The following is a 16,060-nucleotide window of genomic DNA, read 5'->3' on the forward strand; positions in this document are numbered from 1 at the left end:
TTCTGGAATAGGGGAGAGATGGCGTGATCGTGACGTGCGAACAGTGATAGATGCGAGGTGCTATGGCCCTTCTATCAAGCCGCTTCCCTGGCTACCCGTCCTGATATACCCGGGAATGCTGCGTTGCAATACGGTCAACGGGTTCGATCCGATTTGCATCAGGCCGTTCAACTCAAGTTGCAAAAAAGCCGCTGTGGTCGATTTCTGCGTAGCAAGGGTCAAATGCTGAAGCACAAACCGCAACGACCAGCAGCACGCATTATACTCAACTCCTGCCAGCCCTTCCAGAATTCTCTTATCCTGTAACGAGTAATTCAGGCGGGCCACCGTTTGCCATCTTTCCGACCATCGCCATTGGCTGGAAGCATCCACTTGATGCAACACATCGCGGGTAAAACGGTAACCGAAATTCAACACGCGACCCGGCTCGGGACGATAGCTCACACCCGAGCGGACCACATCGGCCAGGAGGCGCGTCTGGTCAAATTGGAGGCTGGTGTCGGTACTGATGGTGGGTGTGAGAAACCCCGACACTGCGGCAATAAAATCAGGTCGGCGATCGATGGTTTGCGGGGTCTCCAGTATGATCCGGCGGTCGATAAAGCTTAATTGATGCCCAACAGCCAAGCGCAAACGCTCTCTCCCGGTACTGGATTCCAGCAGGCGCGTCGTCAGCGCAAAAGTCACCTGGTTGGCATCATTGATACGGTCGCTCCCGCTGAAACGGTTTTCCGCCAGCATCTGCGCAAAGCTGAAGTCAGTCTTGGCGGAATCGAAATTCGGCAACTGATCTTGCGCGCGGAATGGGACGTAAACATAGAACACGCGCGGCTCGAGCGTCTGCGTAAAGCTTTCTCCGCCCAGGGACATTTTGCGATCGAAGGCAAGGCCGCTGTCGAGGCTGAATATCGGCAAGGTGCGGGTGGGGTTTTCATCGGACAAGCCGGCAGCCTCCCCGAGGCTGTAACGGGTGTAGTGCATCCCCACCTTGGGCGTGATGAAACCGAACGAATTGCGAAGAGGGTAGCTCATGCTTGGGAAGAGCACGATCCTGCGGCCGTTGACCAGAGTGGGATGGGAGAAGTTGGTCCAACTCCCAGAAAGATTGACATCGACTCCCGTTCCGAAGACGTCCGGCTTATTCGCGTTCAACCCCACCTGCGGCAGGCGCTTGTAAGGCACGACAATTGTGGCCAGGGGATCCTGAATCGTCTGGAAGCTCTGGACAAGCGAGGTTACGTTAAATGTGCCGTCATCCCCCAGCCCGCGATTGTAAGACAGCAGTCCCTGCTGCAGCAGGTTGGTGCGGGATGTGAGATTCAGGTTGTTACCAAAGTCGCGAAAATAGGTTGCGTCCGACACCCTGTTGTAATCCAGGCGAGCGGAAAAACCAGCGCCCAGATAATGATTGTGCCAGAACGACGTGCGCCACCGCGTCGTTTGCGTATCCAGGTCACGAGGCACGATGTCGGCGAGCAGGTTGCTGCTCGAGTTTTGGCCCAGAAAGCGAAATTCGTTGTTGATCGCTAGGCCACGCTTCGACATCATGCGTGCGGAAAACGTGGCGTCATAGTTGGGCGCGATGTTCCAGTAGAAGGGCAAAGCCAGTTCAAGACCGGTCCTGCTGCCGGTGCCGTAGGTCGGGGCAAGCAATCCTGATTTGCGCTCGCCGCTGTATGAGAAATTCATCCAGGGGGTATACAGTATCGGCACATCCTTGAAGGTGAGCTTCACATTTTTGGCGGTGCCCACTTTCTTGTCATTGTCGAGCTTCAGGTCAGTCACCTGGAGAACCCAACTCTCGTCTCCCACAGGGCAGGTGGTGTAACTGGCCTTCTGCAGGCGGTACTGGTTCTCGCCTTCAAACAGGAGCATGCCCGCATAACCGCGGCTGCTCGCATCCTTCAAACGATAGCTAGGCTCGCTTAACTGGCCGGTTTTGCTCAGCAGATTGAATTTGAGATCGGATCCTTCCAGTATGTCACCTTCCTTTTCCACACGAACGTTGCCTTGGGCTTCGGCATCGTTGGTGCCCTGGTTGTATTTCATCCGCTCGGCGGAAATAAACTGAGCACCGGCAGACAGTTCCGCCTTGCCTATCGCTTCGATTTCCTCCTCCACGTGGCCTTGCAAGCGATCCGCAACGACGAACACGGGGGGCTGTTTGTCCGTTTCCGCTTCAACTTCTGCCAGTTTTTGCTCAATTGCCTCGGGCTCAGCCTCGCCGGCAAGACGCAGCTTTGCGTCGCCTGCTTCTTCCCTGTGCCCTCCAATGCGCTCGCCTTCTGCAAACCCCGGTCTGTCCTGATCTGCTTCTGCCGCTGCAGGTGTCCTCACGGACTTCTCCCCGCGCTTTTGCGCGGATAAACTGCGGGGCGCGGACTGGGTCGTGGTGCGCAGCCTGGGCTCCCCTTCCTCAACGACAGGTCCGGGAAGGCGTTCCACGCCACCCGGTAAAACCATCCTTTCCGCCTTCTCCGATTCCTGGCCTGAGGTGCCTGTCCGGGAGCCGGTTTTTATTGCGGGGGATAGTGTATAGTTCTGCTGAGGCCCGGGCGGCGTATCTTTAGCGGAGCGCCCCGCTTTTTGATTGGGTTTTTTTATCTGGTCAGTTGAAATGGTCGAGCGACTGCGCAATTCACTCTCGTTTCTGGTGTCTGACTCGTATTCATGATGGCCCCGGATGCGTTCCGTATCGATAACCACCGGTTTATCGTCACCCTCACCAGAAGGGGCTGCGCGTTCCTGCTCTGGTCTGGAAGAAAGAGGCGGCTCGGCGCGCACATTCCAGGCAAGGCAAAACAGCAAAAAAGACCAGCAGGCGGAACGGATAAAACGCAATTTCATGGGAAGTTCTTCAACCTGAAAACGATATCATCCGGAAATGGATGAATGCCTATTTTCAAGCTCATAAGTCTCGCGTCACCGTATGGAAGCTGCTGTATGGAAGCATGGGACGCGGAATAGGGGGCGCCACACATGCAAATGGAAGCTGCTCCTGCGTGCAGTCCGTCGCTCAACCGGCATCAGTAGTGGGCTGCAAGCAAACAAAAGCTGTAAGTGTAACAAAAAAGAGTGACAAGCCAGCAGGGATGAGGTCGAACGAACAATCGAAGCACGCTGACTGGATGGAACGGGCCAATTCCGGGCAGGTATAGCGGGCGGCATATTTTAGCCGCAAGCAGGCGGACGCGTAATTCATTTTATATACATCAGGAGCAAGCTTTGCATATTCATATCCTTGGCATCTGCGGCACATTCATGGGAGGCATTGCGGCAATCGCACAGGAAGCGGGTCACAAGGTTACCGGTTGCGATGCAGGAGTCTATCCCCCAATGAGCACGCAATTGAAATCGCGGGGTATCGAGTTGATCGAAGGATTTTCCCCGGAACAAACCAGGCTGAATCCTGACCTGTTCGTAATAGGGAATGTGGTGAGCCGCGGCAATCCCCTCATGGAAGAGATTCTTGACCGCAACCTGCCCTATATTTCCGGTCCTCAATGGCTTTCGGAAAATGTCCTGCGGGACAAATGGGTGCTTGCGGTCGCGGGGACGCATGGCAAAACCACAACCAGTTCCATGCTGGCGTGGATTCTCGAATATGCCGGAATGGAACCCGGATTCCTCATTGGCGGCATACCACAGAACTTCGGAATCTCGGCCAGATTGGGAGGTTCCGGTTTTTTCGTCATTGAAGCCGATGAATACGACACGGCTTTTTTTGACAAGCGTTCCAAGTTTGTCCATTTTCATCCAAGAACAGCCATTCTCAATAACCTGGAATACGATCATGCAGATATTTTCAGGAACCTGGAGGAGATCGAGCAGCAGTTTCACCATCTCGTGCGTGTCGTTCCCGGCAAGGGTCTTATCGTCAGCAATGGCCAGGAAGAGAATCTGGAGCGGGTCTTGCGGAAGGGATGCTGGACACCCGTCGAAAGGATAGGCGTCGCCAACGGGTGGGAGGCAAACGTCCTCACGGATGGTGCAGTTGCCGTATCCTTTTTGGGTGAATCTCAGGGAACACTGCTATGGGAATTGCTGGGAAAGCACAACCGGATGAATGCACTCGCCGCATTGGCTGCTGCTCGTCACGCCGGTGTACCGGTAAAGACCGGCATTGCCGCACTGGCGGAATTCAGGAATGTCAAACGCCGGATGGAAGTAAGGGGTGTAACAAGGGACATCACGATCTATGACGATTTTGCCCATCACCCGACAGCGATTCGGACAACGATCGATGGGCTGCGCAGCAGGGTGAAGGAGGCGCGCATCATCGCCGTGCTTGAGCCACGCTCGAACACCATGAAAATGGGCGTGTGGAAAGAAAGTCTGGCAGACAGCCTGACAGGGGCGGATGTGGTGTTCTGCTACGCTGCCAATCTGGACTGGGATTTGCCACAAGCGCTGCTTCCGCTGGGTGAAAAAGCGATTGCCTTTGAAGAGTTGGAACAATTGATAGCCGCGATTACGGCATACGCCCACCCAGGCGACCATGTACTCGTCATGAGCAATGCCGGGTTCGGGGGCATTCACGAAAAACTCCTCAAAAGGATGGCTGCAGTTGCAGCAGACGAAGTTGCCAGCGGGTAAGGGTTAAGCCGCCGCCAGCCAGGCAGACAGATATGGCAGGACAGGAACCGGATTGACAATCACTGCGGTGATTTTACCTTGCCGCAATTCGCGCTGAGCCAGCGTCCCGTAGTATCCGCGTGCTCATTGACGGGAGTGTTTTGCATTGTGCCGGTGAAGACGGTCCATCCCGAGAAACTTTCCGGTGTCGTAAACGAACCCTCGGCTCGCCCCTTGCCCTGCAATTGAGGATTGGTGCAGACGAGATCCATCTTGTAGTCATTCTCGGTGCGGATGGCATTCTTGATGCTGCATCCGGCTTCGTGAATATGCAAATAGGAAGGAATCTCCTGATGCGCCATTTCCTGAGTGATGCAGATTCTGGAGGTGGCCGCTCCATTCTCGATTCGCGGTAAATCCAGTCCATATTGCTTCGCCAGATTCGTCAGCTGCTGCATTTGTTCAGGCGGAATCCGCGGCACCAGGGCCAATAGCATCGACGTTGTCGTTATTTCCCATAAGCCGGGCCGTATGGGGGGTTCTGCCGCATGGCCCACCGAAACCATGAATAACAGTAGTGATGGAAGGATTTTTCGCATCGAATCTTTCAGCCCGGTTCTTCAGATATCAACCGTTAATTATACCAGTCGCCCACAAGGGAGTTGACTCGCGGAAAGCGGGATGTTTATGTACTAGACTGATGTTTAGGGCTACTTCCGCTATGGGACGGGTAAAAATGCGATGAGATTGATATGTTTCCCTACTCGTATCCGGCAGCCGCAATTTTCTCGATAACAATGCCGCCGCAACGGGTGGAGTGTGATTGAGTCATCCCGTCCTTCAAAATCTGGACGAAACCAGCGGCCGGCTTCTTTTTCCGTTCCCGGCCGAGGTTGAGAAGCAGGAGCGGGTAGCAATGCGGGTTACATTCTGGATTCCCCATCGGCGAACGCTGGAGTGAGGAATTCTGGCGCCCGGTCCATCAAGACGCTGTCATGCCACGAAAGCAGATATCCAGATTTTTTCAACGCAATATCTGAAATCCATTCCTTCAGTCACGGTAGAAGGAGGATATGAAGAAAACACATATTCCGGTACAGATCATCCTGCCGCTGGTCATCGGTGCGGTGCTGCCAGACTATGCGATGTCAAACGGTATCGGATTGCGCCTCCCCTCTGCACAGGCATCTCGCGCGTCTGCGATGAAAGTGTTGCCGACGCCCGATCGCTCGGGATTTTATGCCGCAGCATCCGGACTTACTGCTTCGGAGCAAGCCGGACGCGAAATCTGGTACAAGGCGACTGCCGGCAACAGTCGCTTTTATACCTATGTGTTTCCCCAACGTCTCAATGTACTGGTCGACTGGTATCGCGTCCTCAACGCGCATGAGCACGAAGATCGCTTTGCAGCGTGGGGTCTCATCAACGATCCTGATTGCTGCATGCCGGGCACCGCGGGTTGCCCCGCGAGGACGTTGGAAGAAACCTATGGGTTCGAATGGTGCCCCGGGGATGAGGAACTGCTCAAGTACGTAGGGCATGGCGGCTATCGTGATCCAGCCTGCGATCATCGGGACACGCCTGCCCTGAAGGCCGATCCGCATCACGGGAGCCAGGACCAGCGTCAGTCTGCGTGTGATCTCGCTTTTGGCACCTCAACCGGCGCTGTCGGCTTCCGAAAATTTCCCAATCCCCGTTTTGACAGGTCTCGATGGATCGAGTTGAACGGGAGTCTGGCAAGTTGGGAGGGATATCGTCTGCCGCTCCCTAAAAAAACGGGAACAGGCAGCAGTGAATTCAGCCGTCTTGCCGATGGCTCGATCGAGCCACCGTTTCTGATCGGCATTACCTGCGCGTCCTGTCATGTCGCTTTCGACCCATTGAATCCTCCCAAAAATCCCGCTGACCCGAAGTGGGAAAACATCCGCGGTACCATCGGGAATCAGTATTTGCGAATGTCGGAAATACTCACCTCCGGAATGGCGGGAACCACGCTCGAGGCGCAGTTGTTCGGGCAGGCGCGTCCAGGTACGTCTGACACCTCGGCGATCGCTACTGATCAGGTGCACAATCCCGGTAGCACGAACGCCATTATTCATACCCAGGTACGACCGACGTTCGATAATGAACAGGTCATGCGGTGGCGCAAGGTTGCGGCGTGCGAGGCTGCCAACCCCACCTGCTGGTGCGAGCCCGGCCGTGATGGCAAGTGCTGGCGACGCGAAAGGGATGTCGCGACGGTTCATCACCTTCTGAAGGGGGGTGAAGACTCGATCGGCGCGCTTGAGGCGATCCAGCGTGTCTATATCAATATCGGAAGCTGTTCAGAACAATGCTGGGCCAACCATCTGACTGATCTTCGCCAGCTCGACCCGCATCGCCGCAATTTTGGCCAGACGCCCTTCGACATCGGTCAATGCCGCCGGGATTGCGCCAGTTTTCGCGCCATTGAAGACCGGCTGGAGAACATACACGACTTTCTTTTGTCGAGGGAAGGCGAGGCCACCGATCTTGCCCGCGCTCGTGAGCTTGCGCTGCGTGATTCAAACCCGAATGCTGTTTATACCATGGCCGATCTCGAAGCTGATCTGAACAAAAAGTTTGGGGAAAATTCAGTGGGACGTGGCCGTGAAGTCTTTGCAGATAAGTGCGCGCGCTGCCATTCCTCTACTCCGGAGCTCGTGGGCGGAGCGTTCCGCAGCCGGGACTTCCGGGCACGGGATGCGACCGGTATGCGCGCGGACTGGCTGGGCTCGGATGAATCTGTCTTCGCCTCTGAAGTAGGTACGCATCGCTGCCGTTCCCTGCATTCGAATCATATGATGGGACACATCTGGGAAGAATATGGCTCCGAAACACTTCGCGCGCAGCCTCCAGATCCGAACATTCGCGAACCGCATGATGGTGGCCGCGGCTACTACCGCAATATTTCGCTGTTGTCAGTATGGGCCCATGCACCGTTTTTGCACAATAATTCCGTCGGTCCAGAGCTTTGCGGGAAGCCGGCAAACCGGATGAACAATTTCTATCGGTCGCCGTATGTGGATGCAGACGGACAGGCGCGCCCGGTAGATAATGCACTGGGCTGCTGGTCATATGATCCGAGTGTCGAAGGGCGTTTCAAGCTGTATATGGCCTCGATGCGGGATTTACTCAATCCCCGCAGTCGCACACCCAAGATTTCCCGTACCGATAACGACATAAACGTCATGCTCGGTCCCCGGATTTGGGATGGTAAGCGTGAGGGTGAGTTGCTCGGCTTTAACCTGGTGCTGCCGGCGGGTTTCAGCGTCAGCAGGGTCACAAGCTTCCAGCACAAGGCATTCGTGAACGACATGCTTCTTGCCAAACGCAAATCTGCCATGGCGGAGGAGAAGCTCGTCAGGCAGTTTGGCCGCGGTGAGGGCAAGAAAATTGCGGGGGATCTGCGCTCTGCCGCAGACGCCCTGACGAAGGAACCAGCGCGCATGGCTGAAGTTCTCCACAGCTTTCCGCGCCTCATGACAAGCTACAGTTTCTGTACAGCCGAGATCGAGAACGAGGGACATCCTTTTGGAGAGGACCTGTCCGATGGCGACAAGGATGCACTTATCGCCTTTCTCGCCACACTTTAGCGATGAAAACAGGGATAGGGATAAGGATAGGGATAAGGGCGGCGAAAACGGTCATTGTCTGTGCAGGCATTACACTTGCCGCCTGCGGCAGCTTGCAGGGCTCGTCACCCTCCGCGATCAGGTTTGCCAGCTATGGCGACTATTACGCGAGCAAGCCCGATTTTGCGCGGGTTGAACATGAGTTTCCTCTCACTTCGGCTCATCTGGCGGAACTCACGCCTGAGATGCTGGTTGCATACGATCAGGAGCAGATAGATCAGATCTATGCGCGCCTGGCTGCCGGTGTGATCCCTGATGGATTGTTCGAGGTGCGGGCGTTTTCCCCGAAAGGTGTTCCTGATGATCGAATCATCACCCAAACCGGAATCATCGGTGAGTTTCCCGGGCTGGCTAATGCCAGCACAACCAGCCTTCTTCGCAAGTACTTATGGGACAGGAAGATGTTCCGGCGCGACGCGCAGGTGGTGTTCACTCGCGTTGATGACCTGACGCCCTTCGAGCACCTGCTTGGTCCCTATCCGGTAGCCGTTCCCAGCATCACAGTAGAGGGCCGGGAACAGTGGCTGATGTTCCCCGCACGTCTCTACTGCGGGCAAAGCCTGCTTGATTCGCGCCGGGAGTCGATCATCGTCGATTACTCGTTCAGCGACGATATTCCGGGGTATCCGGAACTACTTGATCAACGGGTCGGGCGCCGTGGGCTGCAGGTGCGCGACGAAATCCGCATGATCCGGCCGGGCTTCTATCTTGGTCGCGCCTATCTCGGCAAAGTCTTTTTTCTGAATTTCACCCTCTACAATAGGAGCCTCGATCAGCGCCATGGTCCGGAGTTTTTTGGAGGGGAGTCAACACGGCAGGATTGCTGGCCGGGAGAGCAGGTCCGTCCAATTGTTTTCAGGTCAGAAAACTGAGCATGCATCGCATTGTATTGCTCGGGATGATTATGGGGATCTGGATCTCCCTGATCTACATCCCGTCGGCTGGCGCCAGCGACAACTGCGTAGCGGAGTGTCCGAACCCGAGCTGGGCCGTTGATCCGGCTGCGTCCGGCCCGGCACTTCCCCCATCCGGCCGGTCACTGTTCGACTTCGTTGCAGCCGATGGTATTCCGTTCCCGTTTGCAGCTCTGGTTCAGAAGATCGAAAGGCAGCTTGGGTGCTCGGGAGGAGCATGCATAACTCCGGTGCTGATTCCGCTTGGCCGATCTCTGCAGCGCACTGCCGCCGCGCCCGATTTTTTCGCCTATCCCCGTGCAATTGTCGCGGTGACGGGAGAGGGTAAAGGTCCGTTGCTTGCAAAAGACCGTCTCTATCTTGCTTACCAGGAGAAGACGAATGTGATCGAAGTGATCAGCTACAACGAGGCTGCTGCGCGCTTTGAATTTCAGGCAGTACGGGATTATAGGAAAGGCGGCACACCGCGGCTGGTTTATGCAAACAGGAATATTTGCATGGCTTGTCATCAGAATCACGCGCCGATTTTTTCACGGCAGTTATGGGATGAGACTAATGCGAATCGGCGGGTAGCGGAGAAACTATCCCAAGTAAGGGATAGCTTTTATGGAATCCCCGTGCATCGCGGCGTTGATCCCCCCAATCTTGTTGACGATGCAACTGACCGGGCCAATCTCATCGGCGTAATACAGCGTGTCTGGCTCGAAGCGTGCGACTTGACCTGCCGGCCGCTGGCAATAACAGCTGCAATCCAGTACCGCTTGGCGGGAGGCAGGTTTTCAGACGTGAGCACTTTGGAACAGGCATTCTCCCGCCAGTTTGCTGCACGCTGGCCCGGCGGTCTTGCCATTCCGAATCCCGACCTTCCAGACCGGGACCCGCTTGCGTTTGCGGAAGGCGCGGAAGAAGATGTGGAAGGGAAAGGGGGTGCAAAGTCGCATGTTGCCGCGGCGTTTGATCCTCTTGCGCCGCGTCCACCTCTTGAGGTATGGGCAGCGGGCGATCCGCTGCTAGCGCGCCGCTTCGTGACGGGATTGGCCGCTCTCATCCCCGAGAAGGATATGCATGATCTCGATGCATGGCTTGCCGGTCGCGCCGGAGTCAGACGCCGCGTTTATGCTGCGCCTTGTGTTCTTTCCGGGGGACGATACGACTGCCGGGGAGGATTCACCCTGCAGGGACGCAAGAACTTTATTGACGCTTTTGCTCTCGGTGATGAGCCGCCGCTGCATTTCCTGTTTAAGGATGGGAGGGCGACACGTAATGGCTTGAGGGCACGGACTGCGAGCGGGAACCTGATCGAAAACATCGAGGTGAAGCAGGATCGGGATGGCGCCAAAGCTTTCGTTACCGTCACCGAAGATTTCGCTCCCCTGCGCCAGAGGATATCGCAGTTCGCATGGTCGGACGCACCTCTCACCCGGTCGCTCCTCCGCTCGGCACTTGACCTGGAGGCGATGGGCAAGGAGAGGGAACCGCTTCTTCTGCCAATACCTGTACAGGCCGATATCGAAACAGGACTGCCTGTACCTGAGCCGGGAACCGCTTTCAAAAAAGCGTGCGGGTCTTGTCATCTTACATCTGAGCGTTTTCCGCCAAACTTTCTTGCAGGAGATAGGAATCAGGTCAGCAGGAGTCTGGTGCAATGTGCGCCACGTATCTTCGTGCGCCTCTCGATGTGGGAGATCCCGCCTGCCTTACGTGACAAAGTGCCGATGCCGCCGCCGCTCGCATCGCGAAAGGCCAGTCCCTGGATGCAGACATCGCCTCATCCGTCCATTGCTTTACTACGGACTAAGGTTGCGGAGTGGCTGCGTGCGGAGACGGGACGTACCCCTGACGTGATGGAAATGATCGCCACAGGTTATGAGAGCCTGCGCCCCTGCCTGCCATCCGCTACCGTTACAGAACATCCCGAGGCGCCGCAACGGGAAGGAACTGGGATCGACGGGTGAATTGCTCTCCTTACTGATAGGATGTGGAGAGTTATGAACGGGAATAACGGGAATATAAGTGCAAGCTCACCTTCTGCTGCTGTGCTTTCGGTCGTTAGGTGTCAAATTCCGGGAGAGGGCACAATCAAGAGGAGGCTGAAGATATGAAACCGCTATCAAACCTGTATCCTTTCCGCATCCTCGCTGATCACGTCGCATGCTTTTTCGCTGATCATGTAGATGGATGAAGCGATGAAGAAACCGGGTATTTTGGGGAAAACGGAAGCATCCACAATACGCAGATTCCGGGTGCCGTAGACGCGAAACCGGCTGTCGACGACAGCCATGGGATCAGTGGCAGCGCCCATTTTACAAGTACAGGAGGCATGGTGTCCCCACGCCTGGTTTTTTATAAAACTTCGTATATCTTCACGGCTCTTGACTTCCGGACCAGGCAGAACCTCCTCTTCGATCACGTCGGAGGAAAGCCTGACGATATTGCGCACTGCTTCCACTCCGGCGACAAGCGATTCCATGTCTTCTCCAGCGTTCGTGCCTTCCGAAAAATAATGAAAGTTTATATCCGGTACATCGCGCGGATCGGCGGACCGGAGCGTGACCCGCCCGGCTGTATTAGCGGTGTGCCCCTTCAGGATGGCCCAGGTAAAGGCATTTTCCGTCCTGGCAATGTTATTGGCATAACCCGGATAATATCCGCGGAAATCCCCGATCAGGCCGAAAATGAATAAATCGGGATCCGGGCGTTCGGGAAACGAGCGCTTCATGAGCGCGATCGTCGCACCATTGGTGGTGTAAGGTCCTTCATCCCGAAGCCATTGACTAAACTGGGAATCAGGCGCCTCACCCGGGGCGGGACAGCGGAGTTTCATTCCCTTGATCAGGGGAATGTTTTCCCTGAGCCGGGTAACCACGCCCAGTTCATAACGATCTTGCAGATTTTCTCCGACCCCTGGCAAGTCTACTTTAACCTCGATGGCATGGCCCACCAGTTCTTCCCGAGGACCGATGCCGGAGAGCTTGAGCAATTGGGGTGTATTGAATGCGCCTGCGGAAACAATCACCTCCCGTTCTGCAAGCACGGTTTCCACGGTCCCTGGGGTTGCTGTCCCATGTCGCGGATCCGCACGGTACTGATGGGCGCCGGAGATGTACTCCACCCCATAGGCCTTGTTCTGTTCATCGAGCAGGATGCGCTTCGCCAGCGCGTGAGTCCTGACTTCGAGAAAATTCGGGCATTGCTTGCGAACGCGCAATATATACTCCCGGGCTCCCGCCCGACGCCCCTGCCGGGTGGTGATCGGTATCTTGCACAAGCCTTCTGGCCTTCTCCGGATAAAACGCCAATCGTTGGGGTCACCATGGGTTTTTATCTTGAGCAAGGTCCGTTTGATCGGGTTGATAATGCCGCTCAGTGATTCCTCGAGCGCAGCTTTTGAAAGCTTCCTCAGGACTTTGTCCCTCAGCAGCATTTCCCGCTCTGCCAGATTTGTTGGAAGCCAGCCTTCGAATCCATGCCGACTATCCGGTTCCTCGGCCCGCCTGGCATACTCGCAGCGCTCCATGCGCTTGAAATATTTCTGCATGTGTTCGCTGTGCCAGGATTCATCGCCGGTCTTTTCGGCGATATAGTCCCAGTCGCTATTGTGGGGATAGATCAGCAGCATGGCATTGTGTGCGGTACATCCCCCCAGCGTGCCGGAGCGCGGGTACAGCACGCCGTTCTGTTCCGGAACGAACTTGTCATCCCGTTTCTGTTGCTCGTCATCCGCATAGTGACGGACAAAGAAGTCCCAGCGCAGCGCCTCGTGCTCCGAGGCACGCGCGTGAAAGGCGGGAACGTAATATTCGCAGGGATCGTCTTCTCCCCCTGCCTCCAGCAGCAGCACCCGGAAACCTTTCAACGCGAGGTTGCAGGCGAGTGGACCTCCGCCCGCTCCGGAACCGATAATGATGTAATCGAATTTGTTCCCGGCAGCGGACGGACAATTCAGGGGAGCAAAGGGTCGCGAGGACCCCTTCCAGAGAAGGGTAGAGCAACTGGCAAGAAAGGTGTTTGCACCGGATACCAGCAGGGCGCTGAGCTTGACAAAACTGCGTCGGGAGATCAAGGCGAAACCAATCGTATTTTTCTGCGGAGAGTCGCGAAAATCATTATAAAGGAAAAGTTTCCGCCAGTTTGGTTGCAACTTCCCTTCGGTTTCCTCCGCTTTGCAATAAGCATTCGCACCGCTCCCCAGAGGGGAGCGGTGATTCTGGCGGCCATCCTGGCGCGGCGGTTCACATCGTTTTCAGGAATTCGATCAATGCGCGTTTGTCGCTATCATCCATTCCCCGCCGCCCTTCGTCTCCCGGCAGATAATCGGTTCCAAAGTAGTGACCCCGGTTGACCACGAAGTCCGGACATTTGCTTACGCCAAGCAGGGGATCGACCAGATCAGAATAGACCTTGCGTAATTCCGCATCCGTGATCCGGTCGGGCGTTACCTTGGCGGCGATCAAATCCCCCAGATGACCTTTGAGTGTCTTCAGCAGCGTCTTGACTTCGCCGCCTCTTTTTTCGAGGTCCAGATTGGATAGAAGGCTGACGGGTGTGCCCTCCGGTATGGGCCCCAGATTCAACACGCCGTCATGGATCGGCAACCTGACATACCAGGGCAGATAACCCTCCGGTATCAGCAGCCAGCTTCTCGCCCAGGTTCGGTCGATAATGCCCGGCACTTCCTTGCCCGAGCGAGTGACATAAGTGCGGCTTTCGCAACTTGTTCGTTCCTGATCTCCATAATTCTTTTCCGCATAGTAACCTCCCGCATACAGGTCTTCCTGGTCGCAGTAGCGTTTTTCCGGCCAGAGCAATTGCTCTATCCCGCTATAAAAGGATTTCATCCTGTCTTCAACAGTCCCTGAGGGATAGAATTTGCCCAGGGTGTTATTCAACAGGAAGGGCGCCGAGGACCAGAGGCTCGCAAGCGAAGGCGGCCGGATATACCCGCGGCCACCATCAGGCATGGGATAGGAGCGCGGCTCCCGTGTCACGGGATGGTGAATCAGCGCGCTTCCCACGGAGGGCAGTTCTTTGTACGAGGTGGAGGAGAAATTATCCCAGGTATCGCCCTTGAGTGCGTTGGTTGCAAGGGAAGCGCAAATATTCGTTTCAAGGAGGGTGACAGGAACACGCAACTCGGTAGAAAGATAATTGTCAGCAAGAAAATTCTCCTTCAGAACGATTTCTTTCATTTCCTGCCTGAATTCGTCGGTCTTTGTCCAGTTCCAGTACTGGTTCCAGCAACTCAGGTAATCAGGCCCGACGCAACCGTTATTGGGGAAGAATTCCACCGCTTTCTCCGGCAGCTTGCTCGAGTGGCAGCCGGCGCAGTTCTCCGCAAATACTTCCTTGCCGCGTTTCAGGGTGGCCGCATCAGCGGTCAGATGACGCTGGCCTCCCGGCGCTTCCGCCAGATAATCCGGCCGGCTGGCTGCGAGGAAAAACAGCGATGTATCCAGAGTCTGGTTTTCCGTTGCCCGCCAATAGCTGGAATTCTTGTTGGCAGTGGCGATCGGGAACGGCGTGAATGGCTTGCCGCCGATCAGTGGATTGATATGCTGAAGCCACTCCTCGCTGAAAAGTCCGATATTTACGAAAACGCGGTTAAAGGCGCCGAGCGCGCCCACGGAATCTGCTCCATCCTTGAGCACCCGTGGGGTGAACACCGTGCCCGATTTCTCGAAGAACCTTCTCAGCGGACTTTCGGAAGATATCTCCCGATAATCATTAAACTGCTTATTGTTCAGCTCATCACCCGTCAGTTGCTCCCTGCCGGAGCGCAACGCATTCTTCATCCGCGCGCCCAGGTTATATACCCCATTCATGCTGCGCGGATTGTTCATGTAGTCCGTTGAAATGAGCGAAGTATCCAGGGCGCCGGGGCGATTGGTGCTGAGGAACTGATAGGCGAAGCTGTTCTTGTCGGCTTCGTAGGCGAATATCCGGTCGAACCAGAAATATTGTGCGCCGGGATTGGAATTAAGATTGGCCCATTGCGGGTTCTCCGGATCCTTCGGCGGATTGGAAGGGTTCGGGCCTACATGACAGAATCCGCACGACATCCCGACCCGGTAGGGCTTCACCAGATTGGCATCGTTGTAGTAGGACGGATCGGTATAATATCTTTCCGGGTCCCAGCGCTTTTTTGCGGCTTCATCGAAATCGGGATTGGGAAACAATCGCAATCCTACAATCCCGCTCGCATATCCATAGTAGGACCCGATTGGCACCGTCTTGCCGCGCGCCCCGATCTTTACGCCAGGGTATTTCTCTTCATTCTCGAACGGGTCACGCGCGCAATTCGGATCGCGCACGTCGAGATACAGGCCGAAGCGGTCCGCGCGTCCCAATGGATTGCCCTGTGCATCCATATTTTTCCTGAAGCACGGTTCATTGACAAGACCGAACCAGTACCACCGGTTATCCCGGCTATACCCCGGATTTTTCATGAGGTGCGGATGATTTGAAAGAACCTTCAGGAGATCGAAGCTGCCCTGGCTGTTGATATTGAGATGGTCCCAGAACTTGTCATCACCGCCTGTCCAGACTATCCAGTTATTCCGGCCCCTGACGATGGCTTTTACAGCTTCTTGCGGAACGCGGGAAATACCGGGAACAAACGGCTCTAGCGTGGCGACAACCTTCTGCGGGTCTTGGCTGATCCCATAGTCCATGTCCTTGAAGTAATCTTCGTCCGCGCCGGGGAAGCTCTCTGCTGATCGATTCGCGCATTGTGCCTCGTCCTTCACTGCTCCTGCCTTCGCAAACGGACCTTCAACACATTCAGTTGCAATCCAGGGCGGGCGCTTGTAGGCGCAGCCGATCAGCAATGTAGTCAATCCCATTGCAATGAGAGTGATGGCAACTCTTTTGGACTTCATGTGGCAGCCTCCAGGGAGAAATCGAATATTATTGGTTTTT

At 55.6% G+C, this 16,060-nt stretch carries 10 protein-coding genes; 6 read left to right on the forward strand and 4 right to left on the reverse strand.

Features of this window, described 5'->3' with window-relative positions; genetic code table 11:
- Positions 1-60 precede the first annotated feature (60 nt).
- A complete protein-coding gene (lptD, locus tag BMW46_RS04855; RefSeq protein ID WP_074705376.1) occupies positions 61-2,847 on the reverse strand; it encodes an LPS-assembly protein LptD in 2,787 nt (928 codons plus the stop codon).
- Positions 2,848-2,888: 41 nt separating this feature from the next.
- Between lptD and BMW46_RS04860 the strand changes: the two genes are divergently transcribed.
- Complete coding sequence (locus BMW46_RS04860; protein ID WP_074705379.1) at positions 2,889-3,158, forward strand: hypothetical protein; 270 nt, start codon at positions 2,889-2,891, stop codon at positions 3,156-3,158.
- 67 nt (positions 3,159-3,225) lie between these two features.
- Complete coding sequence (mpl, locus tag BMW46_RS04865) at positions 3,226-4,596, forward strand: UDP-N-acetylmuramate:L-alanyl-gamma-D-glutamyl-meso-diaminopimelate ligase (protein WP_074705381.1); 1,371 nt, start codon at positions 3,226-3,228, stop codon at positions 4,594-4,596.
- A gap of 59 nt (positions 4,597-4,655) precedes the next feature.
- On the opposite strand, the gene BMW46_RS04870 is transcribed toward mpl, so the two are convergent.
- Positions 4,656-5,174, reverse strand: coding sequence for a DUF3617 domain-containing protein (locus BMW46_RS04870; protein ID WP_081355675.1), 519 nt, complete (start codon positions 5,172-5,174; stop codon positions 4,656-4,658).
- 224 nt (positions 5,175-5,398) lie between these two features.
- Here BMW46_RS04870 and BMW46_RS15310 point away from each other — a divergent pair, with 224 nt between their 5' ends.
- The 4 genes from BMW46_RS15310 to BMW46_RS04885 all read left to right on the forward strand — a co-directional run bounded on the left by BMW46_RS15310 (position 5,399) and on the right by BMW46_RS04885 (position 11,097).
- Positions 5,399-5,536, forward strand: a complete 138-nt coding sequence (locus BMW46_RS15310; protein WP_177171033.1) for a hypothetical protein — start codon at positions 5,399-5,401, stop codon at positions 5,534-5,536.
- A 112-nt stretch (positions 5,537-5,648) separates the two neighbouring features.
- Positions 5,649-8,189, forward strand: a complete 2,541-nt coding sequence (locus tag BMW46_RS04875; RefSeq protein ID WP_074705387.1) for a hypothetical protein — start codon at positions 5,649-5,651, stop codon at positions 8,187-8,189.
- Between the two features lie 2 nt (positions 8,190-8,191).
- Positions 8,192-9,100 carry a hypothetical protein gene (locus BMW46_RS04880; RefSeq protein ID WP_074705389.1) on the forward strand — a complete coding sequence of 303 codons (909 nt, stop codon included), beginning with the start codon at positions 8,192-8,194 and terminating at the stop codon, positions 9,098-9,100.
- Between the two features lie 2 nt (positions 9,101-9,102).
- Positions 9,103-11,097 carry a hypothetical protein gene (locus BMW46_RS04885; RefSeq protein WP_074705392.1) on the forward strand — a complete coding sequence of 665 codons (1,995 nt, stop codon included), beginning with the start codon at positions 9,103-9,105 and terminating at the stop codon, positions 11,095-11,097.
- Between the two features lie 155 nt (positions 11,098-11,252).
- Here the strand turns inward: BMW46_RS04885 and BMW46_RS04890 are convergent, their stop codons facing one another.
- On the reverse strand, positions 11,253-13,283 hold the full coding sequence (locus BMW46_RS04890) for a GMC family oxidoreductase (protein ID WP_256376949.1): 2,031 nt from the start codon (positions 13,281-13,283) through the stop codon (positions 11,253-11,255).
- Positions 13,284-13,374: 91 nt separating this feature from the next.
- The gene (locus BMW46_RS04895; protein ID WP_074705395.1) at positions 13,375-16,020 is read right to left on the reverse strand and encodes a c-type cytochrome; all 2,646 of its coding nucleotides are present in this window, start codon (positions 16,018-16,020) and stop codon (positions 13,375-13,377) included.
- Positions 16,021-16,060: the final 40 nt, after the last annotated feature.

The organism is Nitrosospira multiformis (genome assembly GCF_900111585.1).
Lineage (GTDB): Bacteria > Pseudomonadota > Gammaproteobacteria > Burkholderiales > Nitrosomonadaceae > Nitrosospira > Nitrosospira multiformis_B.

Bases quoted from the DNA above. Each gene is read 5' to 3' on its own strand.
- BMW46_RS04895 (WP_074705395.1), bottom strand. From the start codon at position 16,020: ATGAAGTCCAAAAGAGTTGCCATCACTCTCATTGCAATGGGATTGACT.
- BMW46_RS04880 (WP_074705389.1), top strand. From the start codon at position 8,192: ATGAAAACAGGGATAGGGATAAGGATAGGGATAAGGGCGGCGAAAACG.
- BMW46_RS04870 (WP_081355675.1), bottom strand. From the start codon at position 5,174: ATGCGAAAAATCCTTCCATCACTACTGTTATTCATGGTTTCGGTGGGC.
- BMW46_RS04875 (WP_074705387.1), top strand. From the start codon at position 5,649: ATGAAGAAAACACATATTCCGGTACAGATCATCCTGCCGCTGGTCATC.
- BMW46_RS04885 (WP_074705392.1), top strand. From the start codon at position 9,103: ATGCATCGCATTGTATTGCTCGGGATGATTATGGGGATCTGGATCTCC.
- BMW46_RS04860 (WP_074705379.1), top strand. From the start codon at position 2,889: ATGAATGCCTATTTTCAAGCTCATAAGTCTCGCGTCACCGTATGGAAG.
- lptD (WP_074705376.1), bottom strand. From the start codon at position 2,847: ATGAAATTGCGTTTTATCCGTTCCGCCTGCTGGTCTTTTTTGCTGTTT.